This is a genomic window from Robiginitalea sediminis (genome assembly GCF_002198115.1).
In the GTDB taxonomy this organism is placed as follows: Bacteria; Bacteroidota; Bacteroidia; order Flavobacteriales; family Flavobacteriaceae; genus Robiginitalea; species Robiginitalea sediminis.
This window is the reverse complement of the sequence record NZ_NGNR01000001.1, coordinates 599428-625685: the sequence shown is the minus strand read 5'-3', so window position 1 is coordinate 625685 and position 26258 is coordinate 599428. Positions and strand designations below refer to the sequence as shown.

Sequence of the window (26258 nt, the reverse complement as noted above, 5' to 3'; positions counted from 1 at the left end):
CCATGAAAGCCAAAACGCCCAGTGAATCCCGAACCGTGATGACGGATCTGGTGTTGCCCAGCGAAACCAACCCCCTTAACAACCTGTTCGGGGGAGAGCTCCTGGCGCGAATGGACCGAGCCGCCAGCATTGCGGCAAGGCGCCACAGCCGGAGGATTACCGTTACGGCCTCCGTTAACCATGTGGCCTTCAACCGTTCGGTCCCCCTGGGGAGCGTAGTCACCGTGGAAGCAGCCCTTTCCCGGGCGTTCCGCACCTCTATGGAGGTTTTCATCGATGTTTGGATCGAAGACCGCTTCAGCGGGGAGCGCACCAAAGCCAACGAGGCCATTTATACCTTTGTGGCCGTAGACGATACAGGGATCCCTACCGAAGTCCCCCCCATCCGACCAGAAACCAAATTGGAACAGGAGCGGTACGAAGCCGCCCTGAGGCGCAAACAGCTGAGCCTGGTGTTGGCAGGGAAAATGAAACCCCACGACGCCACCGAGCTTAAAGCGCTTTTTATGGGCGATGCCTAAAAGTCGAAAATGTCCGGGTCCGGCCCGAACCGCTGATGCCGGTCCAGGGCGTCGATAGCGGCCATATCCCCCTGGGAAATTTCAAAATCGAAAAGGTCCGCATTGGAGCGGATGCGCGTTTCTTTGGAGGATTTAGGAATGGTGGCCACGCCCTTCTGTAAATTCCACCGCAAGACCAGCTGGGCAATACTTTTCCCGTAGGTGCCGGCAATTCGTTTTAGTTCCGGTAGCTGGAAAACATTCCCCTGCATCAGGGGAGACCAGGCCTGGTATTGAATCTGTTGGCTCTTGCAGAAATCCAGGAGGTCCTGCTGAACCAGATACGGATGGAATTCCATCTGGTTTACCATAGGGCGGATACGTGCCCCCTCCAGCAAGTCCTCCAGCTGGTGCCTTAAAAAATTGCTGATCCCAATGGCCCGGACCTTTCCCTGTTCGTAAAGGGTTTCAAGGGCCCTCCAGGTATCCTTGTACTTTCCGGCCACCGGCCAGTGCACCAGGTATAAGTCCATAACGTCCAACCCCAGGAGCGCCATACTCCGTTCAAACGCCTGCAGGGTGGTGTCATACCCCTGGTCCGAATTCCAGACCTTACTGGTGACAAATACCTCCTCCCGGGGCAGCCCGCTATGGCGGACAGCGCGACCCACCCCGGCTTCGTTCCCATAAAAGCTGGCAGTGTCAATATTGCGGTAGCCGGTTTCGAGTGCCCAATGCACCGCCTGTTCCACTTCCTTGCCTTCTTCCGAAAGGTAAACGCCCAGGCCCAGATAGGGCATCTGTACCCCATTGTGCAAGGTAAATGTGCCCTGGATGTTTGTAATCATACTATTTGGTATTTTTTATAGACGATAGATCCACTCTTCCGGATTCAGACGGGTGGCATCCCGATACAGGTAAAACTTGAGTTGGGTCAGGCCGTTCGACCGATTGGTATATATTTCTCCCAATTCGTCCTTGGCCTTTACCTTATCTCCCTTACGCACAAAGAGTTCCGAGAGGTTGTAATACGTACTGATGTAATTCCCGTGCTTGATCTGCACCCCTTTATTTCCGCCGGGTACCGCGAGGATGGCAATCACCTCCCCATCGAATACAGCACGGGCCCGCGCTCCCTGGTCCGTGGCTATTATCACCCCATTGCTCTGATGTTTGATCCCGGGGTAGACCGCATCGGCATACACCCCGTACCCCTGTTTCTTGACACCCTTCTCCACAGGCCAGATGAGCCGCCCTTTATTAGAGGAGAAATTATCGGCCAGTGCACTGGCCTCAGGAGTGAGCGCAAAACGGCTGGCAGAACCTCCGGTGGCCCGGGATTCGCGGTTGGAAGCGGCGATGGCGGTGCGGATGAGCCTGTCTATCTGCCTGTCTATAGCCTGTGCTTCCCGCCGCTTGGCCTCTATCTCGGCCACGTAGCCGCTTTCATTCTGCCGGATGGTTTTAAGCAGGTCCTTTTGTTTCTGCACCTCCGAGAGCAATTGGTCCCGTACCCTTCGGTTCTGGGAAATGAGCAGTTCCTTTTCCTTCCGCTGGCGCGTTAGGTCCTGGTTGAGCTGGGCCAGCTCCTCGGTTTTGGCCTGGATTTCCCTCCCCTGCCTGGCGCGGAATTGGGTATACTGTTTCATATACTGCATCCGCTTAAAGGCCTGGTACCAGCTGGTGGAAGACAAGAGGAACAACAGCCGGTGCTGTTTGGACCGGTTGGCATAGGACTTCCGGATCATCCGGGCATAGTCGTCCTTCAGGTCCTCCAGATCTTCACGAAGTTTGCTGATGCTGCGGATGTTGGTGTTGATTTGACGGTTAAGCAGGTTGGATTGCTGGTTGGTGATACGGATGAGTTGTTGCTGCCTGTTGATTTTCTGGTCCAGGGCTTCCATCTGGTCCAGCACACTCCCCTTTTGTTCCCGCTGGCCGAGCAACAACCTGTTGATCTCCCGTATCTCGCCCTCCAGTTGCTCCTTGCGGGCTTCCAGGGCCTTCTGCTCCTCCGACTGCGCATAACCTCCCGTGGCGGCCATCAGGGCCATGCCAAGGACGATACCCACCAAATAGGTTTTTGCCGAATTCACTTTGCCGTTATGGGATTATATCCTTTGGGGATTTTGTAGGGGAAGCGCAGTTCCTTGTTTAACTCCACCTGCTTGTAGGTAATTCCAATATCGATCCGCTGGTCCTCATCTATGGCAGCAATGTGGACCTGGTCCGGCACAATTTCCCCCTGCACCTTCTGGTAAGTGGAATACCGGACCTCCATAAGCCGTTTGTTTTGCGGTTGCGAGAGTTGTTGGGATGCCAGGCGGAAATAGCTGGGCTCAATTTCGAAGAACAGCTTGTAGAGGCGTGCCTGGGCCCGGGGTTTTAATTCGTAGGCCGCTTCGCTGAAGCCCAAATCGTATTTCTCCTCCCGCAGGTCTACCACGGCCTGCCCCAGCAAGAGGTTCTGCAATTTCTGGAAATCGATATCGGACCCCAACAGTTCGGAGAGATAGGTAAAATCCCCATCGAAAAATTCATTCTCCAGCTTGTTGTAGAAGGAAACCCGCGTAGGGGTAATCAACACCTTTGCCACCCCAAGCGGGGCGCTCATCCAGATGACTTCATCCTTCTTCATCCGGAAACTCACCGTGACACTCTGGCTGGAATGCCCGTCGCTGTAATCGATGCCCAGCCTTCCCTGAAGGGTTTCGAAGCGCGTACCGGCAGAGATGTGGTTGCGGATCACATTTCGGGCGGTAAGGCGCGTGTCTATTTTGGCCCCTCCCAGTACCTTGGTGGTCCGGCAGGAGACCGCGGCAGCCAGAATGAGCAGTACCATGGCATATGTGCGGATACGAGCCATTATAATCCTGTTTTCCTTTTTGCTGCGTACTCCGCCGCTTTTTTCTCATGGCCCAACGTCCGGTGGGCGCGTTCCAGGGAGGTGTAAATACGGGTAGCCCAAGGACCACTCTCCAAGAGCAACATCTCGGCCATTTCCAGTTCCACCACCGCTTCGGCAGCAGCCCCCTTTTCCAACAAGGCCTTCCCCTTGAAATAAAACACCTGGGGCTGCAGCGGATAAAGGATAGTCGCTTCGGAAGCAGCCGCCAGCAAATCATTCCATTGGGCCGAAGCTTCCATTTCCTCCATGCGAATCATCAGCACTTCGGCACTATTGGCTTCAGGTGTCTGGATTACAGCCGATGCAGGGCTTTCCGGGTGGGGTGTCGTGGCGTTTTCCAGCCTGAGCGCAAGCTGTCGCATGGCCAGGACCCGGCCGGTATCCGGCAGGCTCTGCAGATATTCCAGGGCCTTGCCGCCTTCTTCCTGCTCCAGGTGCCACCTGCCCAGGTTGTACCGGACCGTTTCGAGGCTCCCGGGGAAGCCCCCTACGTTTTCCGTGGATTTATACTGGGCGCGAAGGATCTCCATGAGGGTTTTGATGTACCAGTATTGCTCCGGGTTTCGTACTACCGCGGCAAGGGCGTATTCCTCTGCTGCCGCATAGGCTTTTTCCTGAGCCATCACCACGGCCAGTTCATGGTCTATCACCGGGTTCTCCGGGTCCATTTCCCTGCATTTGAGAAGCAGGGCTCGGGCCCGGTCGTAGTTCTCAATGGCCTTTTGTTTCAGGGCTTCAAAAAAAGTCTCCTGGAAGGTGTCGGTATACGCCTCGGTAAAGAGGTCGGCACTGGGTTCGTCCTGGCCCAAAAGGACCGGACCCGCACTCATGCAGGTCATCCAAGCCAGAATTGCCAGTTTATACGCCTTCATAATCGGATTTTCACTATCCCCTGCCGGTGCTGCCAAACCCGCCTGCACCGCGCTCGGTCTCCGTAAGGGCCTGGGTATCTTCCCAGCTAATGCGGGTATAGGGAGCCACCACCATCTGAGCAATGCGGTCGCCCTGTGAAATAGTAACCGTTTCCTTGGAGAGGTTCACAAGAATCACACCAATTTCTCCCCGGTAGTCTGCATCAATAGTCCCGGGGCTGTTCAGTACCGTGAGCCCCTGCTTGGCTGCAAGGCCGCTGCGGGGCCTGACCTGGGCCTCATAACCCTCTGGGAGTTCAATAAATAAACCGGTTGGTATAATAGCTCGTTCCAGCGGGGCAAGGGCCACAGGGGCTTCCAATTGCGCACGCAGGTCCATCCCTGCAGCGTGAGGTGTTTGGTACGTGGGCAACGCATTGTCCGATCGATTGATCACTTTTACCTTCGTCATCTTCCTATCAGTTTGAATAACAAGTCCTTTTCGAGCCGGTACAACAAAGCCAAAAATACGAAAAGAAGCAGGAGGCCTATATATAAGTTACTGTTAAATACATAGAAGGAAAGGGTGGAAAACAAGAGGGAAACCCCCAGGTAAAACCCGATTTTCCGCATGTTATACGGAATGGGATAGTGTTTGCGCCCAAACCAATAGGACAAGACCATCATACTGCCATAGGCCGCCAGGGTGGCCCAGGCCGAGGCGTAATAGCCGTACAACGGGATGAACAACACATTGATGGTAATCGTCAGAACCGCTCCTACAATGGAAATAGCGGCCCCGTACCGTGTTCTGTCCGTAATCTTATACCAGACCGAGAGGTTGTGGTAAATCCCCAGGAAGAAACTGGCCAGCAGTACAATAGGGACCACTTCCATGGCTTCCCAGTACGCCTCATTCCGGACAAAGAGGAACTTCAATACATCGGCAAAGACCACCACCGCGAGCAATATAACGCTCCCCAGGACCACAAAATAATTGGTGATCTGCGCATAGGCCCGCTTGGGGTTGTCGGAACTGGCATGGCTGAAAAAGAAGGGCTCTATCCCCAGCCGGAATGCCGTGGCAAAAAGGGTCATGAACATGGCCAGCTTATAGCAGGCCGCGTACTTCCCTACCTCCGCCTTCGCGCTCTCCTCAGAAAGGGGTAACAACTCAGATAACAGGTACTTGTCAAAAACCTCGTTGATGGTAAAGGCAATCCCTGCCACCATAACGGGCAATCCATACCGCAGCATGCGCCTGAGCAGGGCCCGGTCCAGGTCCCACCGGAGCTGCAGGTAATTCCCGCTTAGGATCAGCAGGGTAATGGCACTGGCAATAAGGTTGGCGATCAGGATATACGAAATCTGGAAATCAGAGATATAGAGCCGACCCCAGATGCCTTCGGCGTCCTGTTCGGCCAGCTTGGGCAGGGCCAGCAAAAAGAAAAGGTTGAAGGAAATGTTGGTCACCACATTGGCGATCTTGATAAACGCGTATACCCCAGGTTTCTCCATGGCCCTTAGGCGGGCAAAAGGCACGATGACCAGCGCGTCCAGACTCAGGATGATGATGAAATACCAGAAGTAGGAGGTGTCGATATTCATCAGGGCTGCCAGGGGTGTGCGCAACAGGGCGCCAACCAGGAAGAAAGCCAGGGTGGAGCAAATCAGGGAAATCAGCGCCGTGGAAAGCACTGTCTCCTTGTTCTCCTCCCGGGAGTAAAACCGGAAAAAGGCGGTCTCCATCCCGTAGGCCAGAATCACATTAAAAATGGCGAAAGCCGTGAAAATAAGGGTGAGTTCTCCGTACCCCCCTGGCGGCATGACCCCGGTATAAAGGGGGACCAGCAGGAAGGACAGCATACGGGGTAAGACTGTGGCCAGCCCGTATATAAAGGTTTGCTTAAAGAGTTTCTGGAAAAGCCTCAAAGAGCAGCGCGTTAACAATGCCTAAATTAGGGAATTCACCAACGCGCACAAAGTTACTCTTGCGGTCTTCCCTGCATGGCCTTTACGGGCTTCTCTTTTATGCCGGTTATCCGGTAATAAAACTGCTTTCCGTCTGCCTTTCGAACATAGGCCAAAACAGCCTGGTCCCGTTCCAGTTTAAATGGGATGGGGGACTGGTCTTCCAGGGGCAGGGGCGGTTGGTTGCCCACCTCACGACTGGCATCGGCGTGCATGACCCGGTCGGGTTTCTCGGGGGATATGCGGCTATAGGAGGCCACCAGCCACATCCCCGTTTCACTGTCGCGGATTTCAGGCACCAGGGCCCTTCCGCGGAAGTACAGGGTATCCGGCCGGAAGGCCTCAGGGTCTTCCGGGGCCCACCGCATCCGCAATTCTGTCCCGGCACCCGAGGCTTCCCGGCCTCCGAGCCAATCCTGTACAGAGGGCTCCGAAATCCGGAACGGAGGGGTATCCGTAAACTGGCGCTGGGAAGCGCATCCCATGGCCCCGAGGACCATCAGGGCCAGGCCTATTCGTACTCCTTTGGATGCTTTCATAAGGCTATCGTGCTTGGTTCAAAGATACACATCCAAAATTGATGCCAAGCGCGGCTCAAGGGAACAATCCCCTATTGTTTTTATGCTGCCTCCGCATCGTCGGGTGCGGGGCGCAGGTAGTGCAACAGGCGAAACTCCCGCCTGACCTGGGAGGCAATCAGCCAGAACAATCCCAGGGCAAACACCGCCCCGGAAACGAGGATATAGGTATAAAAGCCCGGGGAGAGGCTGGCCTTGAAATCCGGCAACAACATCGCAAACCCCAACCCGTACAGGACCAGCACCACGGGTGTGAGCACCAGGTGTACCCATCTGCGGTGGCGGTAATACCCAAAGAGCCTTTCCTGAAAAGCAGCTGTGGGCAGGGTGGGGTCCATGCGCCTGAGGCGCCGGCGGCCATAGAGCTCCAGCGCAATCCGAACCAGCAGGCTGCCTGTCATTAGCCCCATAGCCAGGACCACCACCCCGCTGGAAAAAGCCTGGAGGTAACTGAAAAATCCGATTACTCCAAGGACTGTCGCACCCAGAATCCAGGAGGTCGTACGGGCTTCCCGCTTCAGGTACTTCAGCCTTCCCCGGACCTCCCGGGTTCCCAGCTCAGGGATCTCCGGGCCCTTCTGGCCCTGCCATTCCGATTGTAAATCATCAAAGAGACTCATCTTTCAATAGTTTCAACAGTTCATTCTTAATACGGTGTACCCGGGTACGTACCGCGGCATGAGAAAGCCCTGTAATGGAAGCGATTTCCTGTTGGGGAACCCCTTCCAGCTCCAGCAGGGCTATGGTCCGGTTTGTGGGCCGCAACCCGTCTATGGCCCTGTACAGTGACGCAATTCGGTCCGGATGTTCCCGTTTCCCCGGGTCCGACTCCTCCGGTGCCGGGACGGGAACACCTTCCAGGCCAACCGTTTTCATCCCGCGCCTGGCGTTGCGCAATTCAACCAGGCAGGTGTTCACGGCAATCCTGAAAATCCAGGTGCTTAGCTTGCTCTCCCCCCTGAAAGCATCCAGGTTTTGCCAAACCCGGATGAAGACTTCCTGCGCCATGTCCTGCGCCCAATTCGCATTTCCGCCGGCGTAACCCAGGCAAATCCGGCGTACCCTGGGGTAGTGCTCCCTGTAAATGGATTCGAATGCTTCGGATTCGGGCATGGCTTAGTTCAGGATATCGCGTAAGGTACGCACAAACCACTCCGGTTGGTCATACATGATAAAATGGCCGGCATCGGGTGCAAAATCCAGGGTATAGTCCTCAAGCCCCTCAAACTGGGCCACGTAGTTTTTCCGGGCTACCTCCTCCCCGAAAGGCCGGGAGGCCGCCAGGATGTATACCGGGGCCCCTATCTGGTTCAGATCCGGGCGCAAATCCAGTTTCAGGAGGTCCGTATACCCATAGACATAGGTTTTCCGGTCTGCTTCCAGGATCCACCGGGCAATCTGTTGCTGGTGGGCCAGGTCAGCGGCCATGCCGGCAGCCATGCCGGTTGCCATGGCTTCGAAGGCACTCGGGGCCATCTCCAGCATTTGTTTATTCCACGGGCTTTCATAGGCGATTTTGGCGCTGTCATAGTTGGGGATCATCAGGGCGCCCATGGCAGGCAAGCCATCGACCACTACAATACTTTTCAGATTCAACTCCCGGGAAGTCCCCAGCCAAAGGGCTAGGGTCCCGCCCATGCTGTGGCCCACCAGACGGGCCTTTGTCAATCCGCGGGCAATAAGGTAGTCTTCCAGCTCCTCCCGTACACGGGGCAGCCAGGGGAATTCTATGGGCGGTGCCCCCCCGAACCCCGCATAGGTTACGATATGGCACTGGTAATCCCGCTCCAGTTCCCTGACGGTCTCTTCCCAGACGGCCCCCGGGCAGCTGAATCCCGGAAGTAAAAGCACCGGATCCCCCGTCCCCCGGACTTCTACATGGATAGCCGCAGGGGCGTCCTGAGCGCGCAGGCCAGGATTAATAAACAGAAGGGATACGAAAATCAGAATACGTTTCATTGTTTTGTGTTTTGCCCTTATGATACCGAATTGCCAAAATGTTACACGCATAAAAAAACCCCGGCAAGTGCCGGGGTTCTCATATTTCGGTTATGGAAATATCAGGTGTTGGCCAAAGCTTCGGCCCCGCCTACAATCTCCAGAATCTCATTGGTAATAGCGGCCTGACGTGCCTTGTTATAGGTCAGGGTAAGCTGGTCGCGCAGCTCTGCGGCGTTGTCCGTGGCCTTGTGCATGGCCGTCATCCGGGCACCGTGTTCGCTGGCAAAGGAATCCCGGATGGCCTTAAAGAGCTGGGTCTTCAGGGATTTCGGGATCAACTGCTCCACTATTTCGGCCTCGGAAGGTTCAAAAATGTAATCGCCAGCCATCTCAGCGGCTTCCTCCGCAGGTTGTATGGGCAGGAACTGCTCGGTCATCACAATCTGGGTGGCAGCGTTCTTAAACTTGTTGTACACCAGTTCAATCCGGTCGTACTCCCCGTCTTCAAAACGCTTCATCAATTCTTCCGCAATGGCTGCCACGGCTTCGAAAGTAAGGTCGTCAAAGACCCTGCTGTGGTCCGAAACAATGGTGTGGCGCTTGCGCAGGATGTCGGCTGCCTTTTTCCCGATGGTCACAAAGTCCACCTGCTGGTTGCCGTACTTCCCCTGCAACAGGGAAACGCTCTGCTTGATGATATTCGCGTTGAATGCCCCGCAAAGTCCCCGGTTGGAACTTATGGAGACCACCAGGACCTTTTTCACCTCCCTGACTTCGGAATAACGGCTCCCGCCGTCTACGTCCAGGTTGGCGCTCAGGCTCTGCAGCAGCTCGGTGAGCTTATCTGCGTAAGGCCTCATGGCCGTAATGGCATCCTGGGCCTTTTTCAGTTTGGCGGCAGACACCATTTTCATGGCGGAAGTGATCTGCATAGTAGATTTCACCGATGAAATCCTGCTGCGTATCTCTTTTAGGTTTGCCATAGTTGAGCGTGCTTAAAAGGGCGGGACGGGCCCGCCCGGATCTTGAGTTGTCTTAGGCTTTGTACTTGGCCGAAAGGTCCTTGCAGACAGCTGTAAGGGTATCGGTAATCTCATCGGTGAGTTTTCCGGCCTTCAGCGCGTCGAGGACGTCGCGGTGCTTGGCGTTCAGGAATTCCAGGTAATCCCTTTCGAATTCCTTCACTTTTTCTACCGGCACATCGCGTACCAGGTTCTTGGTCCCGGCAAAGATGATGGCGATCTGCTCCTCTACAGTAAAGGGGTCTCCCTGTGCCTGTTTGAGGATTTCCACGTTGCGGCGACCTTTCTCAATGACGTTGAGGGTAGCGGCGTCGAGGTCGGAACCAAATTTGGCGAAAGCCTCAAGCTCGCGGAACTGTGCCTGGTCCAGCTTCAGGGTACCGGCCACCTTCTTCATGGACTTGATCTGGGCAGAGCCCCCAACACGGGATACGGAGATCCCCACGTTGATCGCAGGGCGAACCCCCTGGTTGAACAAATCCTGCTCCAGGAAGATCTGCCCGTCGGTAATGGAAATTACGTTGGTCGGGATATAGGCAGAAACGTCCCCCGCCTGGGTTTCGATAATGGGGAGTGCCGTCAGGGATCCACCTCCTTTTACCTTGGATTTAAGCGATTCCGGAAGGTCGTTCATATTCTTGGCCACGGAGTCGTCGTTGATGACCTTGGCGGCGCGCTCCAGCAAACGGGAGTGCAGGTAGAATACGTCCCCGGGGTAGGCCTCGCGTCCGGGCGGACGACGCAGCAGCAGGGAAACCTCGCGGTAGGCAACGGCCTGTTTGGACAGGTCGTCGTAGATAATCAGGGCCGGACGGCCGGTATCGCGGAAATACTCCCCGATGGCAGCCCCGGCAAAGGGAGCATATACCTGCATGGGCGCAGGGTCGGAGGCATTTGCCGCAACAATAGTGGTATACGCCAGGGCACCTTTATCTTCCAGGGTCTTGGCAATGGCCGCTACCGTAGAGGCTTTTTGCCCTACCGCGACATAAATACAGTAAACGGGCTCTCCGGCATCGAAGAACTCCTTCTGGTTGATGATGGTATCGATACAAACGGTAGTCTTCCCCGTCTGGCGGTCGCCAATCACGAGCTCCCGCTGGCCACGTCCGATCGGGATCATGGCATCTATCGCCTTAACCCCCGTTTGCAGGGGCTCGTTTACCGGCTGGCGGTAAATTACCCCAGGGGCTTTGCGCTCCAGCGGCATTTCGTACAGCTCGCCGGAAAGGGCACCTTTTCCGTCGATGGGGTTTCCGAGGGTGTCTACCACACGTCCCACGATTCCCTCACCAACCTTGATGGAGGCAATGCGCTGGGTCCGCTTCACAGTAGCTCCTTCCATTACTTCTTTGGAAGGTCCGAGGAGTACTACCCCCACGTTGTCTTCCTCGAGGTTCAACACGATCCCTTCCAGGCCGCCGTCGAATTCGACAAGCTCCCCGTACTGGGCATTGGAGAGGCCGTAAACGCGGGCAATACCGTCACCTACCTGCAGTACGGTTCCCACCTCGTCCAGGGTGGCGGTAGCCTCAAACCCGGATAATTGCTTCTTTAAAATTGCTGATACCTCAGCGGCTTTGATTCCTGCCATTTTCTATCGTATAAAGGGCGGACCCGCTGCTTCTGCGGGCCTGGGTTGATATTTATTTCCGAATGAGTTCTCGTTTCAGGTTGGCCAGCTTGCTGTCTAGGCTGGCATTGTATTCCAGGTCTCCTACCCGGAGGACAAATCCTCCGATCAGGTTGGGGTCTACCTGGTTCTCGATGGTCACTTCCTTGCCGGTAATGGCCTTGAGCTGCTTGAGGATTTTGGCCTCCAGGTCTGCCGTTAGCGGGACGGCTGTAAGCACGGTGGCCACATCCTGGCCCTTCAGCTCCTCGTACAGGAACAGGTACCGCTCGGCAACCAAATCCAGCAAACCAATCCGCTTGTTTTCCGCCAGGAGGCCGAAAAGCTGCTTGCTGATTTTGGAGGTCTCCTTAAAAATGGCATCCAGGGCGGCCTTCTTCTCCGATCCTTGAATGACCGGGCTGTTCAGCATGGCCCCAAGCTCCGGGTTTTCCGAAATGGTCTCGCGGATCAGGCGCATGTCCTTTTCCACCTGCCCCTCCTGCTTTTGCTCCAGGGCAAAGTCCATGACGGCCCTGGCGTACCTGGCAGCTGCTCTGACTTCACTCATCGATTAGCGCAGTTTAATGTCGCTCACCAACTGGTCAACGAGCTTGAGTTGCTTGTTCTTGTCGCTGAGCTGGTCCCGAAGTACCTTCTCGGCAATTTCCACGGAGAGTTCTGCCACCTGGCTCTTAATATCGGCAATGGCGGCTTTTTTCTCGCCTTCAATGCTCTGCTGGGCCTGGGCTACGATCTTCTCGCCTTCCGCCTGGGCCTGGGCCTTGGCATCGGCAATCATCTTCTCCTTGATCTCACGGGCTTCCTTCAGCATGGCCTCGCGCTCGGCACGGGCCTCCTGCAGCAGCTTTTCACTGTCTGCCGTTACATTCTGCATCTCCTTTTTGGCATCCTCGGCTGCGGCCAGGGCATTGCGGATCCCTTCTTCCCGCTGCTCAACAGCTTTGAGGATAGGTTTCCATGCAAATTTGCGCAGCAAGAGCAGCAGCAGGATGAACAGTATGATTTGCCAGAAGAATAGGCCGGCTGAAAACTCGTTGATTAATTTGTCCATTGTTCTTTTGTTTTGTTGGATTCCAGGAACAAGGGCAGCCCGGACCAACCGTCAGGGCCGCCTTTGTACATGGGTGGTTTATCCGGCGAAAATCGCGGCGAAACCAATACCTTCAATAAGCGCCGCTGCAATCAGCATCGCTGTTTGAATTTTACCGTAGGCTTCGGGCTGACGGGCAATGGCCTCCATGGCACGTCCACCGATCATACCGATACCGATACCGGCACCGATCACGGCCAAACCTGCACCTACTACACTTGGAATTTCCATAAAACAGGTATTAAAGGATTAAACAAATACAATTATAAATGCGCCAGTTCCGCATCTTCCTCGTGCTCGTGACCGTGGTCGTGCTCCTCGGAGGCAAACCCGAAATACAGGGCGGAAAGCATGGTAAAGATATAGGCCTGTAACAGGGCTACCAGAACTTCTATCAATGAGATGGCGAAGCTGAGCCCGAAGGACAACGGCCCGCCTACCCAGCTTTTAAAGATGAATATCAGCCCGATGAGGCTCATCAGAACCACGTGTCCGGCCGTCATGTTCGCGTACAAACGGATCAGCAGGGCAAAAGGCTTGATAAAGATTCCCAGGATTTCGATGGGCACCAGGATGATGTAAATAATGATCTTCCCAAACCAGGGCATGCCGTCCCCCAGCGGGTCAAAGATGTGCTTCCAGTAGTCCTTGGTCCCGGTAAAAGTGGTCAGCAGGAAAACCAGCACGGCCAGGGCCGTGGTTACCGCAATATTCCCCGTGACATTTACCCCCAGGGGCGTAAGGCCAAACATGTTCAAAAACCAGATGAAGAAGAAAACCGTAAGCAAAAAGGGCATGTACTTCTTATACTTCTTCTCCCCGATGTTGGCGATGGCGATATCGTCCCGGATGTAGAGCACAATGGGCTCAAAAAAGCGCCCGATTCCCTTGGGCACAGCGCCATGGCGCGCATAGCTCCTGGCCAGGCTGCTGAAAATCCAGAACAACAACAGGCCGGTTACCAGCATCATAAAAACGCTTTTGGAAATGGAAAAGTCCAGCGGCTTGGCATTGGTCGGGTGGTGCTCTTCATCGAAGGTGAGCTCCCCCTGGGCATTGGTCTTGTAAATTTTGCTGTGGTAGAGCATATAGTGGTTCCCGTCTACCTCCGCCACGGTTTCCCCGTGGTGGAATTTGGAAGAGGAGAATACTTTGAGCCCATTGTCCCAGAGGATAACCGGGAGCGGGAATCCTACATGGTGCATTTCCCCAGCCTCATCGGTATACGAATAGAGGTTGAAATCGTGGGAATCCTGCAGGTGGTGCTCGATAAATGCGTTTATCTCGGCCTTAATCCCTTCAGGGGAATCGCCCTGCGCCTCCGGGCTTTCTTTGGCAAATACCCCGGCGGAGAGGAAAAGGAAGGAAAATGCCAGGATTTTGCTCACAAAGGTCAATCGCATATTGCTCAATTCTTGGGGTCGCTAAAAATCGGTGCAAATGTAAGTCATTCCCTCAAAAAGAAAAAAGCATTTAAACTTTATTTTAAGGCGTTTAGGCTTGAATTACGGGGCCTGCTCCGCTTCCAGATTGTGGAGCATGCGGCTGGTGAAATAGGTCTCCAGGACCAGGGCGGTAAAGTACGGGATGAAAAAGGAAAGGAATTCGGCTCGTGAAAGGTCCCCGTCGGCGTTGTAGGCCGGGAAGAAAAAAAGGAAGAAAATGGCGAATTTAAGCAGGCTGCCCCCAATAAATAAAAAGCCGATCTGGTAACGGGCCCGCTTGCGGACCCCGTAGAGGATCGCCACAATCCCCAGGGCGAGGAGGTAATTAGCAGCATACGCTTCTGTCAGGAGGTTAGCCAGGGGCGGGGCTCCTGAAGCCTTCCTGATAAGGGCATGAGCGGCAAAAACAAGGCCCATCCCAAGGGTAAGGGCAACAGTATAGCGTAGGAAAAAGCCGGGGCGTTTCATCAGTACCGGATGCGTCGGATTTGGCGCAGGACCACCCACAGGGATACCCCAACCCCAACAAGGGTACAGAGGGCAGTAAAGAGGCGCTTTTCCATCTGGAAATGGGCGTCGAGCCACATCCCACCCCTGGCAGCGAGGTAAATGATCACCCCCATTTCTATCGCAATGCCGGACAACGCGGCAAGGTTCCGCAGGGGGCGTTTAACCGGGTCCCGTTCAGGAGGTTTTAGCACGTTCGCCCTTGTTAGCCTGGCCGTTCATAGCGGTTTTCATGTCCGGAGAACCCGTGCCGGCACCCATGCTCCCCTTGCCCCCCATGTTGCAAGAAGCATTGAAGGTGGCCCCTGGCTCCACAGACAGCTTGGAGACACTGACAGTGCCTTCAATAACAGCCGTGTTTTTGAGGGCTAATAAGTCGGAGACGATGAGCTCGCCGTTGAAGCTGCCTTCGATGTCGGCATTGACGCATTCCACCTTCCCGTGGATATACCCTTCTTTGCCGATGACCACCTTCCCGGAAGTCTTGACGTTGCCATCGAGTTTCCCGTCTATGCGGAAATCCGCCTCGGAGATGATGTCTCCCTTTATCTTGGTGTTTTTCTCTATCCTGTTGGGTTGTCCGCCGATGTCGCTCATAGTCTTAGGTTTTTTGTTGTCTGAAAACATGGTGATTAGGGTTTTGGGGGTTGCACCTCTGCCAGGTACTCGTTGAGATTCTTGTGGATTTGGACCACTTTGTAATTGGAGGATAAAATTACAAAATTCTCATTGTCAATACGGTAATCCTTATTGTTTTTAAGGAGTTCCACATAGCCCAGGGCAAAATCGCGGGAGCGGAACCCGTGGACCACCACAAACTGGTCTTCCAGGTTGTAGATGTCCCGGGAAACCCGGTTGGCGTACCTGAGGTCTGCTATGGATTTTTCCAGGCGCTCCAGAAGCTTCAGGGCTTGTTGCTCCTGGTGGCGTTTAAAGGGGAAAACAACCTTCCAGTTCTGGGTACCCGGGGCACTGAGGGTGTTGGTGAATTCCCGGGATTCCATCTGGGGCAGCTGCTGCTCCACAATTTCCTGCGCCTGCTTGCCCTCCGAGGTATTCGGATAGTTCAGGGCGAGGTAATTCAGGGCCTCCCTGAAGTCCTCATACCCCTGCAGCCGCCCAATGGCGTTGGCCTTCAGCAACTCCAGCTTAGGTACAAGCGGGTCTCCCGGAAGCTGTTTGATGGCCGCTTCCGAGCCCGTAATGACCTCCAGGTACTTTTGCTCGCGAAAAGCGCGGAAAAGGGCTGCATACTGGCCCTCCGGGCTGTCTTCACCCTGGGCCAGGGCGATGTCCGGGTTGGTTAGGATGGCCGCATAGCGCGATTGCGGGTGGTTTTGGATGATATCCTCCCGCATGGCCTCCATAAGCGGGCTGCCTTCGGCTTCATAAATCTTGTAGAGGTTGTATTTGGAAGGCAGTACCAGGCGCTCTTCCGGGGAGTTGCGCAGCACCCCTTCGAGCTTCCCTGCTGCCAGCAGGGGCTCCTTGAACTTCTCCTTGTATATAAGCCCCAATTGGTAGTTGGCAAAATTGCGCTCGCCCCTGAGGCTGTCGATCACCAGGCTGTCTGTGGGGATCCGGCTCAGGTAATAGTCCAGGTTGAACTTTTCGTCCTCCGGCACACCATCGGCACCCTGGGCGGCCAGGGCGGCAGGGTCTGCAGCATCCGGGGTGTCCAGGATGCGCGACTTGTTGCTCCAGCGCCAGTTGTCCTCCAGCTCCCGGTTCCCCCACCGATCGGTAAAGGCCGCTTTGCCGTAGCCGAGGCTGGTAATATTGTAGAAATAGAATTTCCCCTGGTTAGCCTTGCCTCCCTTGGTTTGGGAGAAGGCATTAAACCCGGCCTCGGCCCGCTGCTCCCGCGCATCGGCCTCGGCCTGGGCAATGGCCCTGAGCGAATCGATATGGGCCTGGAAATAGATCTGCCGCTCCACCGGTGCCATTTCAAAAAGCCCGATAACGCTGTCTGCATACTGCACAATCTCCTCGTAGGCGATCACATCATCCAAGTTATCCCTTTTTTTGCGGATGGCCCTGAAATTCCTGGTATTCTCCTCCAGGTTCAGAAGCACGCTGTCGTAGTAGGCCCCGGCCTGACGGTAGGCATTTTCGTCGAAATAGTGATTGGCCAGATCCTCGTAATTCAGGGCATTGATGACGCGGTCTCCCTGGGTTGCCCGTATGGAACGATTGTAGTAATCCAGAGCAAGGCTGTCACTCTCGATTTCCTTATGGAAGGCTGCCAGTTGCCGGTAGATCTTGTCCAGGAAGGGGCGGTTCTCCCGGTTGGTTTCAAGTTCAGTGAGGTACTCCAGCAGGAACTCCCTGTTTTCCGGGGTAACCCCCATGTTCTGAATTTTCTTCAGGTGGGCATTGACCCAGTAGACCCTGGGGATCTTCCGGTTCATGGCTATGATCTTGTCGAACGCCAGGTTGGCACTGTCGCGAAAGCCCAGGCGGTTATAGAGCTGGCCGGCGATAAACCGGTAACGGGCCCGTTCCTCATTTTTCCGGGTATAGGCCGAAGCCACTTTCAGATGCTGCAGGGCAGTGTCCGGGGCATTGAGGTCTATATAGGCCTGGGCCATGATGGCCCTCGCGTCTGCATACTCCTGGTCCTTCAGGTCCTCGTAACGGAACAGGCGTTTGAGGTTTTTAATGGCCAGTTCCTGGTACCCCAGGCGGATATTGGTTTTCTCCCTCCAGATGGCGGCCTCATTGAGCTTGTCGCTCTGGTCGTATTTCCTGAGTACATAGTTGAAGGCCTCCAGGGCCGGGATGTAGCGCTCATCGAAGTAACGGGCCTTGCCCAGCAGCAGGAAGGCTTCATCGGTCTGGGGGTTTCGCTCCCGGTCCTCGATGTCCATACTGTGCTTCTGTATGGCTTTGGCGGCCTTTTCTTCGGCCCGGACAAAGTTGGGGTTGTTGTCCTCGGAATCCAGCTTCACTTCCCCGGATACCTCCAGGCGCTCCACAGGAAGGAGTTCCCAGTAATTGTCCCGGTAAGTGGCATTGAGCTGTTCCCTGCCCTCGTCAAAGGCCAGGTTCCCGTTGTAGAGGACATTGTATTTGGTATTCAGGGCATGCCAATTGCGGTTCACAAAGGCATCTTTTTTGGTGGAACACCCCACCACAAATGCAGACAGCCCCAATACCAGAATTAGAAATGCGCTTCGAAGCTTCAAAATTCCAGGTATTCGTCTGTATTCTAAACTGCAATTAGGGGCTTTTAGTATACCGGGGCACCACAAAAATCAGGCACTGCCACACCTTGGCAGAAAGCGCTGCGCAGAAGGCCGCCCTGCAGTTTGGAAAATCCGGGAGCGGAAAGGGCTCAGGCCAGCTGGTTTTCGAAGAAATCCTCGAGCTCGCGCAAGGTTTCCGGGGTGGTTTTGATATCGCGGACCACCTCTCCCTTCTGAAGGACCACAATCCGCTCACAAACCTCGGTAACATGGATCAGGTCGTGGCTCGAGACCAGGACGGTTACTTCGCGCTGGTCTGCGAGTTCCTTGATCACTTTCTTCAACCGGATCTGGGTGGTGGGGTCCAGGTTGGCGAAAGGCTCATCGAGGATAACCACTTCGGGGCTTCCTATAAGGGACGCCACAATCCCAACCTTTTTCTGGTTCCCCTTGGAGAGGTCACGCAGGTATTTCTTCTGGGCCAGGATTTCCCCGTGGAAGAAATCTTCAAAATTGGCCAGCAGGGCATCCACGTCGGCGCGGCTCTGGCCGCGAAGTTCCCCGATGAAATAGAAATACTCCTCCGGGGTGAGGTATCCGATCAGGAAACTCTCATCTATAAATGCCGAGGTAAACGGTTTCCAGGCCTCGCTGGTGCGGACCTCAACCCCCTGGTTGGTGATTTTTCCGGAAGTAGGCTCAATCAGGTCCAGCAATAGGCTGAATAGGGTGGTTTTCCCCGCCCCGTTATTGCCCACCAGGCCAAAGCTCTGGCCTTTCGGGATTTCCAGGTTATCGATGTTGAGCACCGTTTGGGTGCCGTAGGTTTTTGAAAGGTTTTCTGCAAGGATCATAACGCGTGCCGTTTATGCTCCCTTCTGTTTGTAGGCCAGAAGGGTCTTGTATTTTTCTTTTTTGTAAATCTTCTCAATGAGCTGGAATACCCGGTCTTTAAAGGAAAAGCCAAGGATGCCAAACAGGGCCACCAGCAGGTACCCCGCCGTTTCGTTCCAAAGCCAGTCCCCCAGCAGATAGACCAGGATGGGCAGCAAAAGCTTGGGCAGGATCAGCAGCAGGGTTTTGCCGTTGAAGGCCTGCTTGTCTCCAAAGGCCTTTTTATTGGACCCCAGGTCTATGGGCGTTTTGATATAGGCACCGCCCCAGAGGACCAGGTAGGAATTAATCCCCAGGTTGTAGATGGCGCCCACAATAATAGCCAGGTAGGCCTTCCACCCGAAATACAGGTAAAATACCGCCAGGACCGTGCTGACCAAGGTGGCGATAACGATGAGCCACCATTTGGAGTTCAGGTATTCCCGGTAGCGGATGTTCTGGCTCATCATGAGGGGGTAATAGGCGCTGTCCCAACTGGGGACATACTGCCCGAAGGTGAACAGGAAACCCCCGGAAACAAAAATACCGGCAAAGACCTGCATGGCAGGGTTATCATAAGCCTCCACGGACCCCGTAAAAAAGAAGAAGCCATAGAACAGGAACAGGAAACTCACCAAAACCGTGGTCCGGGAGCGCTTATTCCGTTTGATCAGCTTGATATCGTTCTTGAGGAACGTCCCCATATTCCCGAATCGGTTCAACCAGGTATAGTCCTCGGTGCGGCCTACCTCCTGTTTGGTGGAAAGCCCTGCGTCGAGGTACAGATGTTTTTTGAAGTACCGGAAGGCCGAAACGGCAGCCACAACCAATAGGACCCATGGCAGGAGCGCCGTCCAGGGCTGGTCGTAGAAAAGGTCGAAAACAGGGGCCGTATAGGCCGTAACATCGAACCATCCATAATACTGGGCGACCCCGAGCAGGGCAAGGACCAGGATTAAGGGGTAGAAGATACGGTCTACATTATTAATCAGGATATTCAGAAAATTATTGGCAAAGATCAGGGCAAAACACGCCAGGTGCCACCCGAGCACCGAAAGCACCGGATAACCCTTCACCAGAAGGACAATGGAAAAGGGGATAAAGAAAAAGGCGTGGCTGATGTTGAAAAACGACAACAGGGTTTTTCCCAGGGAGTACCGGACCACTTCCGACTTTTTGAATGGCAGGTACAGCAGGGGTCGGATATTCATCACCGGCATCTTCTGAAGCATGTACCTGAGATACAGGTCAAAGGCCAGGTAATAAATCATAAACCGGTTGACCACGCGCAGGGGGTCTCCCAGGCCCGCCTTTTCGATGATGAAATAGGAGCCCACCCCAAGGCTGAGGAAGACCAGCAGGAAATAAATAGCCCCCAGGGCCATTAGGATTTTAAACCAGATTTCGGTCTTAAAAGAGGCAGACCGGACAAAGGACTTCCATTGAAGCCGGATGAAATGCCTGAACATGGGTTGGTAGCTTTGTTCGTGACGTTAGTTGCAAATATCGGGGTTTTGTTACACCAACAACATAAAATGGGCCTATACACCGTCCGAAAAGGACTGTTTCCGTAATTTTGCGCAAAAAATTTGCCCATGTCAGATTTCTTTCCGCTTACCCTTAACAACGTCCGTAACCTTACCCCAGACGCGGTGGAACTCTGCCTGAGCGTCCCCGATAACCTGAAGGAAACCTTTGCCTTTAAGGCAGGCCAGTATATTACCTTCCGACACACGGTTGGGGGCACGGAGCTCCGCAGGGCCTATTCCATTGCTTCTGCCCCGGGCAGTTCCCAGCTTTGTGTTGGTGTCAAAAAGGTGGATGGCGGCCGGTTTTCGGTCTTTGCCAACGAGGCGCTGCAGGAAGGGGATACCCTGGAGGTGATGCCTCCCCAGGGCAGGTTTGTCTTTGATCCGGCAACTAACCAGAATATCCTGGCGGTGGCCGCCGGAAGCGGGATTACCCCTATGATGAGTATTATCAGGGCGGCACTGGAACAAAACCAGAGCTCCCGGGTGGTCCTCCTGTTTGGGAACCGATCGGCGCGGGAGGCCATGTACCTGGAAGAAATCCGGGAGTTATCTCAAAAATATACCGATAGGTTTACTTACTATTTTACCTTTAGCCGCGAGCAGGAGGCCGATGCCCTATTCGGACGGATCGAAAAAAGTACCTTGAATTTCATCCTGAAGAACAAACACGTTTCGGAGACCTTCGACCGCTACTATCTGTGCGGTCCACAGGAAATGATCGAGATGTGCGAAGTGGCGCTGGGGGAAAACGGGGTGGCACCGGAGGCTATCCTGCATGAACTCTTTACGGAGCCCGATGGGGAGAGTGCCGTAGAGGGCTTGGCCGAAGGCCAGTCCCAGGTGGAGATTGTGCTGGACGAACAGACCTTCACCCTTACGATGAGCCAGAAAGATGTGATTCTGGATGCGGCGCTCAAAAACAAGATAGATGCCCCCTACAGCTGCCAGGGCGGGGTCTGTAGTACATGTATTGCCCGGGTAACCGAGGGCAGCGCTAAAATGGCGAAGAACCAGATCCTGACGGATTCCGAAATTGAAGAAGGTTTTGTCCTGACCTGCCAGGCACACCCCACCTCAGCCGTAGTTAAGGTGGATTACGACGACGTCTGACCCGTCAGCTTTACCGGGTAAGGGCGTCGAGTTTCCGGGAGGCGTGGGCGTAGCCAATCTCGTAGGCTTCCTCAATGCCCTTTTTGTCCAGGACCCCGATTTTCTCCAGCTCCGACGGCTCGAAAATCAGGTCGCAACTATGGATTTTATCCCGGTTAATGGCATACATCATCAGCCCCGTAGTCCTGTTGGTGAGCTGTATGGATGACCCTATTTCCCTCCTGGAAATCCGGGTAATGACGGAAACATTGCTCCCGATCACATAGTCTACCTGGGGTTGGATGGGCTCCAGTGGAAAGTTATTCATAATGCCCCCATCGGCGTAGAGTTCCCCGTCTATGGAAACCGGACTGAAAATGGGAGGAAGGGCTGCAGATGCCAACAAGGCCGGAATCAGCTCTCCCTCATAGAAGAACCGCTCCTCCCCCTTTAGAAGGTTTGTGGCCGCTACATAAAGTGGGCGCTTAAGCGCATCGAAGCGGTTTTCGGGCCAGTATTTGGTGAAAACATTTTTATACCTTTCAGTATCAAAGAAACCCGGCTTGCTGAAGCTGAAAAAATTATAGCGGAAAATAGGGGTTTGCTTAAAAAAAGAGAGCATCTGCTCCGTATCTGCCCCACTGGCGTACAAAGCGCCAACCAAGGCCCCTACGCTACTGCCGGAAACCCAATGCGGTTGAATATCTGCCTCGTGCAGGGCTTTAAGCATGCCAATATGGGCCATTCCCCGTACCCCTCCCCCTGAGAGGACCAATCCAACTTTATGCATCGGTGGAAACTCCATACAAATGGCTTTGATGCAAAGATATAAAGCCGGCCATCCCGGCAAACCCGGTCTGAATTTTAATTTTGGAGCCCTTTTGTACCTACCGTGTAGCAAACTGACTGGTTTGTTGCCGTTGTTTTCATTAGCGAATATGGGGCCGAATGGGGAGGTGAACGCGTTTTTTGCCCTTTTTGCGGATACCCTGGGCGAAAAGCCGGCTGTTCTCTTCTTGCTAAACCGACTTTGCAGTCGGAACTGGGGAGTTAGGTCAATGCTTTGTTAAAACCACCCCAAAAGTGTAATGGGCGGCGGGCCGACCCGACCAATAGGGGGGTCAAAAAGGTATTGGCAAGGGAAAACCTAAGCCTTAACTTGGCACCTTAAACCCGGATGGCAGCGGCTATGCCATCCCAATAGTTATAACCCTTATGGCGACACCCTATTACGACCCCGCAGACCTGCGGAAATTTGGCAAAATCACCGAGTGGAGCGAAGAACTCGGCACCCGGTTTTTTGAGTACTACAACAAGGTTTTCGAAGAGGGGGCCCTCAGTGCGCGGGAAAAGTCCCTTATAGCCCTGGCGGTTGCCCATGTGGTTAAATGCCCCTATTGCATCGATGCCTACACCAAAGACGGCCTGCAACGCGGCATTACCAAAGAGGAAATGATGGAGGCCGTCCACGCAGGTGCCGCCATAGAAAGCGGGGCTACCCTAGTGCACGGCGTACAGATGATGAATAAATACAATAAACTTTCCATGTAACCCGCAAGGGCTGGCAACACCATTTTCCCTATGGCAACCAAATCGCTGAAAGCGCGTAATAATACCCTGGCCTCGACCGCCTACCAACTCGACATTTTAAACGGCGGACTGTTCGCAGACGGGGAGTTACCCCGGTTCGAGCAGCAATTGCAGGATTCCGGAATAGGGCCGCTGCGGCCCCGGGAGCTCGAAATCCTCCAGCTCAACCTAGGGTATATGTGCAACCAGGTATGCGAGCATTGCCATGTGGATGCCGGGCCGGACCGCAAGGAGATCATGACGCGGGAAACCATGGCGCAATGCCTCCGCGTGCTTAGGGAAACCGGGGCCCATACCCTGGACCTCACCGGCGGGGCCCCTGAAATGAATCCCGACTTCCGTTGGTTTGTGGAGGAGGCCTCACAGATCGGGGTGGAGGACTTTATTGTCCGCTCCAACCTGACCATCCTCAGGGCAAACAAAAAGTTCCACGACCTGCCGGATTTCTTTGCACGGCACAACATCCATGTAGTTTCCTCCCTGCCCCATTATACCCGGGGAAAAACGGACAAGCAGCGCGGTAGTGGGGTATTCGATGCCTCCATCCAGGCCCTGAAAGATTTAAACGCGGTGGGGTACGGGATGCCCGGGAGCCCTTTGCGCCTGGACCTGGTCTACAACCCCGCAGGGGCTTTTCTCCCGGCAGACCAGCAGGCGCTGGAGCAGGACTTTAAAAAGGTCCTGGAAGCCGATTTTGGCATTCGCTTCCACAATTTGTTTACCATTACCAACCTGCCCATCTCCCGCTTTCTCGACTACCTCATCGCTTCCGAGAACTACGAGGACTATATGACGGCACTGGTCGATGCCTTTAACCCGGCGGCGGCGCGTAACGTGATGTGTACCAATACCCTTTCGGTTAGCTGGGATGGATGGCTGTACGACTGCGATTTCAACCAGATGCTCGGGCTGAAGGTAGATACCCCTATAACCCATATTTCGGAATACCGCCACGAAGTACTCCTGGACCGTAATATTGTGGTAAACCAGCATTGTTATGGGTGTACGGCAGGAGCAGGAAGCAGCTGCCAGGGTGCGGTTTCCTGATCTTTTGGCGGGTTTCTGCCTACCGCCCCTTACGATTCATCCGCTTTTTTGTGACGTTAAACCGACCAGGCGGTCGGTTATTTTCAGGACCCGGTATGCATTTGGTCGGAAAATGGGTCTGTGGTCGATTTTTTTGTAGGGTTTATCTTAAAATCCAGATGCTGCCATCATCCTGGAGGTTCTTTGTACAGACCGATCCGTCGGTTGCCCCAAATCAGAAAAATCATGGACAAGAACCTCAAACGCATGGCTACCATGCACCGCATGCAGATGACCGGACTGGAATTGTTTTACCGCCAGGGCTATTACAATACCAGTATAGACGACATCCTGAAATCCCTGGACCTTTCCAAAGGCGCCTTTTACTATCACTTTCAGTCGAAGGAGGAATTCTTTATCAGCATTGTGCAGAACCTGGTATTCCGCAAGGTGTACAGCATGCTCATAGAACCGGTGGAAGGGAAGAACAACCCCTTGCACGCCATAGAAGTGTGCCTGGACGACGCCCTGGAAACCGCCGAGCACAACCATATGGATTTTGGTTTCGTACTCGCGAATTTTATGAATGAGTTCAATGGCCGCAACCCTGAAATCATGAAATACCTGACCGATATCTGCAAGGTATGGGAGGTTAACCTGGTAACAGCCCTTCAACGCGGCAAAACCGATGGCTTTGTGGAGCGGCATATCGACAGCGAAGGGGTGGCCGCCTACATCATCAGTTCTTATTTCGGCATCCGCACGCTAATGGTTGGCGGGAATCGCAAAATGATGCGCTACCATTATATCCAGCAACTCCGGAATTACTTCCGCTCCCTTTCCCCGGTGGTTATTGCCTGACGCATGCTACCTCCAGGATCTTGCTCACAACCGTTCCCGGAGGAATGCTCTCCATGACCCGATCATAGCCGTCAGGGACCTTATTGCCATAGACGGACGTAGGAATTTTGGGGAAGGTTTCCCTGTCGGACAAAAGCGAGTGGGATGGAGGCTGTCCGTAGGGGGCAAATCCCAGAAAGGGGTGGGTAACCCCCCATAGGGAAACCACAGGAACCCCGTATAGTGCTGCCAGGTGGCCATTACCACTGTCCATAGAAACCATCAGGTCCAGATTCGAAATAATCCCGAGTTCCCCGGTAAGGGAAGCCTTTCCGGCCAGCGATACACAGGACCCATAGGTCGCTTCCCACTGCCCGAGTACCTCTGCCTCCGCCTGGCCCCCTCCAAAAAGAAACAACCGAACCCCGGGTTGGGCATCCAATTCCCGCAGGACCTGTTCCATCAGGGAAACAGGGTAAACTTTTCCTTCATGGGCGGCAAACGGGGCAATCCCGATCCGCTTGAGCGAACCACTCCCCATCAGTTCCCTGAGGTTTTCCGGCCAGGGTTCACGGGGCAGTACATCTTCCGGCGTCAATTGGAGCGGGTATCCCAGCGCCCGAAAGACATCAGCATAGCGCTCATGGGTGGGTTTCAGCGCCTTCCAGGTTTTATTTGCCGGTTGGGTGAGGCGACGTTTCTCAGGCCTTCCCTTGTCGATACGGACTACCCGGACGCCATTGATTCGAAACAACAGCCCCAGGATTCGGGTGCGAAGCACGTTATGCAGGTCGGCTACGGCGTGGGGCCGGTAGCGCTTCAGGAAGCTGTACAGCTTAAACAAGCCTGGTAGTCCCCGGTACAGCCCTTTGGTATCTGCGGGAAGTACTTCCGCATTCGGGATTTTCCGGAATATATCGGCATATTGGGGTTTTGTAACGAGGGTAAGGCGCACCCCGGGAAACTGACGCCTTAAGGCGAGAAGAGTGTGCAGCGTCATGGCCACATCCCCCATGGCGGACAGCCTCAGGACCAGCAGGGTCTGCTCATTGGCGCTTTTCACGCAGCACGGGGTTTAGCTCCTCGTCGTTGTACATCTTCATCTGCTTGTAGACCTTCATGTATTTCCGACCCGAGGCAATATCGTCCAGGAGCTGGTCAATAGCCGCGGAGAGGTCCTTTCGCTGCTCCTTCAGGACCTCAAGCTTGGCCTGGCAGGCCTTTCGGTGGTCCTCCGTGGCATCCGCCCTGGAAGCCTCCTCCTCCATGTGGTAGATCTTCAGGGCCAGGATAGACAAACGGTCAATGGCCCAGGCCGGGCTTTCCGTATTGATGGTGGCCTCTTCGAGCACCTGTACCGATTGGTATTTTTTAAGGAAGTAACTGTCGATATATTCCACCAGGTCCGTCCTGTCCTGGTTGCTCGCATCGATTTTCCGTTTGAGCACCAGGGCCGATTCCGGATCTATATGCGGGTCGCGTATCAGGTCCTCATAATGCCACTGGACGGTATCAATCCAATTCTTGCGGTACAGCAAATGCGCCACTTCATCCTTGGGATAGGGGTTGACCACGGGCTGATCTACACGATCTATTTCATGGTATTTAAGGATGCTTTCCCAGAAAATCCCAAAGGCGAATTCACTAAACATGATACCGGAGTGTTTCCGG

Annotated in this window: 30 protein-coding genes; 5 read left to right on the top strand and 25 right to left on the bottom strand. The window is 54.4% G+C overall.

Annotated elements, in window-relative coordinates; all coding sequences use genetic code 11:
- The first annotated feature begins 2 nt into the window (after positions 1 to 2).
- Complete coding sequence (locus CA832_RS02800; RefSeq protein ID WP_088340031.1) at positions 3 to 521, top strand: acyl-CoA thioesterase; 519 nt, start codon at positions 3 to 5, stop codon at positions 519 to 521.
- Here CA832_RS02800 and CA832_RS02795 read toward each other — a convergent pair.
- The 22 genes from CA832_RS02795 to CA832_RS02690 all read right to left on the bottom strand — a co-directional run bounded on the left by CA832_RS02795 (position 518) and on the right by CA832_RS02690 (position 19979).
- On the bottom strand, positions 518 to 1348 hold the full coding sequence (locus CA832_RS02795) for an aldo/keto reductase (RefSeq protein ID WP_088340030.1): 831 nt from the start codon (positions 1346 to 1348) through the stop codon (positions 518 to 520). The two genes, CA832_RS02800 and CA832_RS02795, sit on opposite strands and share 4 nt — an antisense overlap.
- Positions 1349 to 1363: 15 nt before the next feature.
- The gene (locus CA832_RS02790; protein WP_088340029.1) at positions 1364 to 2554 is read right to left on the bottom strand and encodes a murein hydrolase activator EnvC family protein; all 1191 of its coding nucleotides are present in this window, start codon (positions 2552 to 2554) and stop codon (positions 1364 to 1366) included.
- A gap of 38 nt (positions 2555 to 2592) precedes the next feature.
- Positions 2593 to 3366 carry a DUF4292 domain-containing protein gene (locus CA832_RS02785; RefSeq protein ID WP_088340028.1) on the bottom strand — a complete coding sequence of 258 codons (774 nt, stop codon included), beginning with the start codon at positions 3364 to 3366 and terminating at the stop codon, positions 2593 to 2595.
- Positions 3366 to 4280: a hypothetical protein gene (locus CA832_RS02780; protein WP_088340027.1), complete on the bottom strand. Its 915-nt coding sequence runs from the start codon at positions 4278 to 4280 to the stop codon at positions 3366 to 3368. Before CA832_RS02780 ends, CA832_RS02785 begins: the two co-directional genes overlap by 1 nt.
- A 13-nt stretch (positions 4281 to 4293) precedes the next feature.
- Positions 4294 to 4731 carry a dUTP diphosphatase gene (dut, locus tag CA832_RS02775; RefSeq protein ID WP_088340026.1) on the bottom strand — a complete coding sequence of 146 codons (438 nt, stop codon included), beginning with the start codon at positions 4729 to 4731 and terminating at the stop codon, positions 4294 to 4296.
- On the bottom strand, positions 4728 to 6191 hold the full coding sequence (locus CA832_RS02770; RefSeq protein WP_088340025.1) for a lipopolysaccharide biosynthesis protein: 1464 nt from the start codon (positions 6189 to 6191) through the stop codon (positions 4728 to 4730). The genes dut and CA832_RS02770 overlap by 4 nt, the downstream gene beginning before the upstream one ends.
- A gap of 53 nt (positions 6192 to 6244) precedes the next feature.
- Complete coding sequence (locus CA832_RS02765; protein WP_088340024.1) at positions 6245 to 6769, bottom strand: hypothetical protein; 525 nt, start codon at positions 6767 to 6769, stop codon at positions 6245 to 6247.
- A gap of 80 nt (positions 6770 to 6849) precedes the next feature.
- Positions 6850 to 7428 (bottom strand): hypothetical protein, encoded by a 579-nt coding sequence (locus CA832_RS02760; protein ID WP_088340023.1) that lies wholly within the window; start codon positions 7426 to 7428, stop codon positions 6850 to 6852.
- Positions 7415 to 7921, bottom strand: a complete 507-nt coding sequence (locus tag CA832_RS02755; RefSeq protein WP_088340022.1) for an RNA polymerase sigma factor — start codon at positions 7919 to 7921, stop codon at positions 7415 to 7417. The genes CA832_RS02760 and CA832_RS02755 overlap by 14 nt, the downstream gene beginning before the upstream one ends.
- 3 nt (positions 7922 to 7924) lie before the next feature.
- Positions 7925 to 8767 carry an alpha/beta fold hydrolase gene (locus CA832_RS02750; RefSeq protein ID WP_088340021.1) on the bottom strand — a complete coding sequence of 281 codons (843 nt, stop codon included), beginning with the start codon at positions 8765 to 8767 and terminating at the stop codon, positions 7925 to 7927.
- A 101-nt stretch (positions 8768 to 8868) separates the two neighbouring features.
- Positions 8869 to 9732, bottom strand: a complete 864-nt coding sequence (gene atpG / locus CA832_RS02745; RefSeq protein WP_088340020.1) for an ATP synthase F1 subunit gamma — start codon at positions 9730 to 9732, stop codon at positions 8869 to 8871.
- Positions 9733 to 9784: 52 nt separating this feature from the next.
- Positions 9785 to 11365 carry a F0F1 ATP synthase subunit alpha gene (gene atpA, locus CA832_RS02740; RefSeq protein WP_088340019.1) on the bottom strand — a complete coding sequence of 527 codons (1581 nt, stop codon included), beginning with the start codon at positions 11363 to 11365 and terminating at the stop codon, positions 9785 to 9787.
- A gap of 52 nt (positions 11366 to 11417) precedes the next feature.
- Entirely contained in the window at positions 11418 to 11954 is a 537-nt protein-coding gene (atpH, locus tag CA832_RS02735; protein WP_088340018.1) for an ATP synthase F1 subunit delta, read from the bottom strand.
- Between the two features lie 3 nt (positions 11955 to 11957).
- Positions 11958 to 12458, bottom strand: coding sequence for a F0F1 ATP synthase subunit B (locus tag CA832_RS02730; RefSeq protein ID WP_088340017.1), 501 nt, complete (start codon positions 12456 to 12458; stop codon positions 11958 to 11960).
- A 78-nt stretch (positions 12459 to 12536) separates the two neighbouring features.
- Positions 12537 to 12728 (bottom strand): ATP synthase F0 subunit C, encoded by a 192-nt coding sequence (gene atpE / locus CA832_RS02725; protein ID WP_015753297.1) that lies wholly within the window; start codon positions 12726 to 12728, stop codon positions 12537 to 12539.
- 32 nt (positions 12729 to 12760) lie between these two features.
- Positions 12761 to 13900, bottom strand: a complete 1140-nt coding sequence (atpB, locus tag CA832_RS02720) for a F0F1 ATP synthase subunit A (protein ID WP_088340016.1) — start codon at positions 13898 to 13900, stop codon at positions 12761 to 12763.
- Between the two features lie 102 nt (positions 13901 to 14002).
- Positions 14003 to 14410 carry a DUF6168 family protein gene (locus CA832_RS02715; RefSeq protein WP_088340015.1) on the bottom strand — a complete coding sequence of 136 codons (408 nt, stop codon included), beginning with the start codon at positions 14408 to 14410 and terminating at the stop codon, positions 14003 to 14005.
- Positions 14410 to 14643, bottom strand: coding sequence for an AtpZ/AtpI family protein (locus CA832_RS02710; protein ID WP_233131716.1), 234 nt, complete (start codon positions 14641 to 14643; stop codon positions 14410 to 14412). The genes CA832_RS02715 and CA832_RS02710 overlap by 1 nt, the downstream gene beginning before the upstream one ends.
- A complete protein-coding gene (locus tag CA832_RS02705; protein ID WP_088340013.1) occupies positions 14627 to 15076 on the bottom strand; it encodes a bactofilin family protein in 450 nt (149 codons plus the stop codon). Before CA832_RS02705 ends, CA832_RS02710 begins: the two co-directional genes overlap by 17 nt.
- Positions 15077 to 15081: 5 nt before the next feature.
- Positions 15082 to 17637 (bottom strand): type IX secretion system periplasmic lipoprotein PorW/SprE, encoded by a 2556-nt coding sequence (gene porW, locus CA832_RS02700; protein ID WP_088340012.1) that lies wholly within the window; start codon positions 17635 to 17637, stop codon positions 15082 to 15084.
- Between the two features lie 149 nt (positions 17638 to 17786).
- Positions 17787 to 18491 (bottom strand): ABC transporter ATP-binding protein, encoded by a 705-nt coding sequence (locus tag CA832_RS02695; RefSeq protein ID WP_088340011.1) that lies wholly within the window; start codon positions 18489 to 18491, stop codon positions 17787 to 17789.
- Positions 18492 to 18503: 12 nt separating this feature from the next.
- Positions 18504 to 19979, bottom strand: a complete 1476-nt coding sequence (locus CA832_RS02690; RefSeq protein ID WP_088340010.1) for a DUF5687 family protein — start codon at positions 19977 to 19979, stop codon at positions 18504 to 18506.
- A gap of 126 nt (positions 19980 to 20105) precedes the next feature.
- On the opposite strand from CA832_RS02690, the gene CA832_RS02685 reads away from it, so the two are divergent.
- Complete coding sequence (locus CA832_RS02685; RefSeq protein WP_088340009.1) at positions 20106 to 21152, top strand: 2Fe-2S iron-sulfur cluster-binding protein; 1047 nt, start codon at positions 20106 to 20108, stop codon at positions 21150 to 21152.
- Positions 21153 to 21162: 10 nt separating this feature from the next.
- Here CA832_RS02685 and CA832_RS02680 read toward each other — a convergent pair whose 3' ends face one another.
- Positions 21163 to 21936 carry a patatin-like phospholipase family protein gene (locus CA832_RS02680; protein WP_088340008.1) on the bottom strand — a complete coding sequence of 258 codons (774 nt, stop codon included), beginning with the start codon at positions 21934 to 21936 and terminating at the stop codon, positions 21163 to 21165.
- A gap of 410 nt (positions 21937 to 22346) precedes the next feature.
- Here CA832_RS02680 and CA832_RS02670 point away from each other — a divergent pair, with 410 nt between their 5' ends.
- The 3 genes from CA832_RS02670 (at position 22347) to CA832_RS02660 (ending at position 24608) form a co-directional block, all read left to right on the top strand.
- A complete protein-coding gene (locus CA832_RS02670; protein WP_088340006.1) occupies positions 22347 to 22682 on the top strand; it encodes an arsenosugar biosynthesis-associated peroxidase-like protein in 336 nt (111 codons plus the stop codon).
- Between the two features lie 30 nt (positions 22683 to 22712).
- Positions 22713 to 23768 (top strand): arsenosugar biosynthesis radical SAM (seleno)protein ArsS, encoded by a 1056-nt coding sequence (arsS, locus tag CA832_RS02665; protein WP_088340005.1) that lies wholly within the window; start codon positions 22713 to 22715, stop codon positions 23766 to 23768.
- Between the two features lie 225 nt (positions 23769 to 23993).
- Positions 23994 to 24608, top strand: coding sequence for a TetR/AcrR family transcriptional regulator (locus CA832_RS02660; RefSeq protein ID WP_088340734.1), 615 nt, complete (start codon positions 23994 to 23996; stop codon positions 24606 to 24608).
- Here the strand turns inward: CA832_RS02660 and CA832_RS02655 are convergent.
- Complete coding sequence (locus CA832_RS02655; RefSeq protein ID WP_233131715.1) at positions 24598 to 25650, bottom strand: glycosyltransferase family 9 protein; 1053 nt, start codon at positions 25648 to 25650, stop codon at positions 24598 to 24600. The genes CA832_RS02660 and CA832_RS02655 overlap by 11 nt on opposite strands.
- Complete coding sequence (locus CA832_RS02650) at positions 25634 to 26239, bottom strand: DUF4254 domain-containing protein (RefSeq protein ID WP_088340004.1); 606 nt, start codon at positions 26237 to 26239, stop codon at positions 25634 to 25636. Before CA832_RS02650 ends, CA832_RS02655 begins: the two co-directional genes overlap by 17 nt.
- Positions 26240 to 26258: the final 19 nt, after the last annotated feature.

What these genes read in the sequence shown, in the direction of transcription:
- CA832_RS02800 (WP_088340031.1), top strand. Translation starts at nt 3, where the DNA reads ATGAAAGCCAAAACGCCCAGTGAATCCCGAACCGTGATGACGGATCTG.
- CA832_RS02795 (WP_088340030.1), bottom strand. Translation starts at nt 1,348, where the DNA reads ATGATTACAAACATCCAGGGCACATTTACCTTGCACAATGGGGTACAG.
- CA832_RS02790 (WP_088340029.1), bottom strand. Translation starts at nt 2,554, where the DNA reads ATGGCCCTGATGGCCGCCACGGGAGGTTATGCGCAGTCGGAGGAGCAG.
- CA832_RS02785 (WP_088340028.1), bottom strand. Translation starts at nt 3,366, where the DNA reads ATGGCTCGTATCCGCACATATGCCATGGTACTGCTCATTCTGGCTGCC.
- CA832_RS02780 (WP_088340027.1), bottom strand. Translation starts at nt 4,280, where the DNA reads ATGAAGGCGTATAAACTGGCAATTCTGGCTTGGATGACCTGCATGAGT.
- dut (WP_088340026.1), bottom strand. Translation starts at nt 4,731, where the DNA reads ATGACGAAGGTAAAAGTGATCAATCGATCGGACAATGCGTTGCCCACG.
- CA832_RS02765 (WP_088340024.1), bottom strand. Translation starts at nt 6,769, where the DNA reads ATGAAAGCATCCAAAGGAGTACGAATAGGCCTGGCCCTGATGGTCCTC.
- CA832_RS02760 (WP_088340023.1), bottom strand. Translation starts at nt 7,428, where the DNA reads ATGAGTCTCTTTGATGATTTACAATCGGAATGGCAGGGCCAGAAGGGC.
- CA832_RS02755 (WP_088340022.1), bottom strand. Translation starts at nt 7,921, where the DNA reads ATGCCCGAATCCGAAGCATTCGAATCCATTTACAGGGAGCACTACCCC.
- CA832_RS02750 (WP_088340021.1), bottom strand. Translation starts at nt 8,767, where the DNA reads ATGAAACGTATTCTGATTTTCGTATCCCTTCTGTTTATTAATCCTGGC.
- atpG (WP_088340020.1), bottom strand. Translation starts at nt 9,732, where the DNA reads ATGGCAAACCTAAAAGAGATACGCAGCAGGATTTCATCGGTGAAATCT.
- atpA (WP_088340019.1), bottom strand. Translation starts at nt 11,365, where the DNA reads ATGGCAGGAATCAAAGCCGCTGAGGTATCAGCAATTTTAAAGAAGCAA.
- atpH (WP_088340018.1), bottom strand. Translation starts at nt 11,954, where the DNA reads ATGAGTGAAGTCAGAGCAGCTGCCAGGTACGCCAGGGCCGTCATGGAC.
- CA832_RS02730 (WP_088340017.1), bottom strand. Translation starts at nt 12,458, where the DNA reads ATGGACAAATTAATCAACGAGTTTTCAGCCGGCCTATTCTTCTGGCAA.
- atpE (WP_015753297.1), bottom strand. Translation starts at nt 12,728, where the DNA reads ATGGAAATTCCAAGTGTAGTAGGTGCAGGTTTGGCCGTGATCGGTGCC.
- atpB (WP_088340016.1), bottom strand. Translation starts at nt 13,900, where the DNA reads ATGCGATTGACCTTTGTGAGCAAAATCCTGGCATTTTCCTTCCTTTTC.
- CA832_RS02715 (WP_088340015.1), bottom strand. Translation starts at nt 14,410, where the DNA reads ATGAAACGCCCCGGCTTTTTCCTACGCTATACTGTTGCCCTTACCCTT.
- CA832_RS02705 (WP_088340013.1), bottom strand. Translation starts at nt 15,076, where the DNA reads ATGTTTTCAGACAACAAAAAACCTAAGACTATGAGCGACATCGGCGGA.
- CA832_RS02695 (WP_088340011.1), bottom strand. Translation starts at nt 18,491, where the DNA reads ATGATCCTTGCAGAAAACCTTTCAAAAACCTACGGCACCCAAACGGTG.
- CA832_RS02690 (WP_088340010.1), bottom strand. Translation starts at nt 19,979, where the DNA reads ATGTTCAGGCATTTCATCCGGCTTCAATGGAAGTCCTTTGTCCGGTCT.
- CA832_RS02685 (WP_088340009.1), top strand. Translation starts at nt 20,106, where the DNA reads ATGTCAGATTTCTTTCCGCTTACCCTTAACAACGTCCGTAACCTTACC.
- CA832_RS02680 (WP_088340008.1), bottom strand. Translation starts at nt 21,936, where the DNA reads ATGGAGTTTCCACCGATGCATAAAGTTGGATTGGTCCTCTCAGGGGGA.
- CA832_RS02670 (WP_088340006.1), top strand. Translation starts at nt 22,347, where the DNA reads ATGGCGACACCCTATTACGACCCCGCAGACCTGCGGAAATTTGGCAAA.
- arsS (WP_088340005.1), top strand. Translation starts at nt 22,713, where the DNA reads ATGGCAACCAAATCGCTGAAAGCGCGTAATAATACCCTGGCCTCGACC.
- CA832_RS02660 (WP_088340734.1), top strand. Translation starts at nt 23,994, where the DNA reads ATGGACAAGAACCTCAAACGCATGGCTACCATGCACCGCATGCAGATG.
- CA832_RS02650 (WP_088340004.1), bottom strand. Translation starts at nt 26,239, where the DNA reads ATGTTTAGTGAATTCGCCTTTGGGATTTTCTGGGAAAGCATCCTTAAA.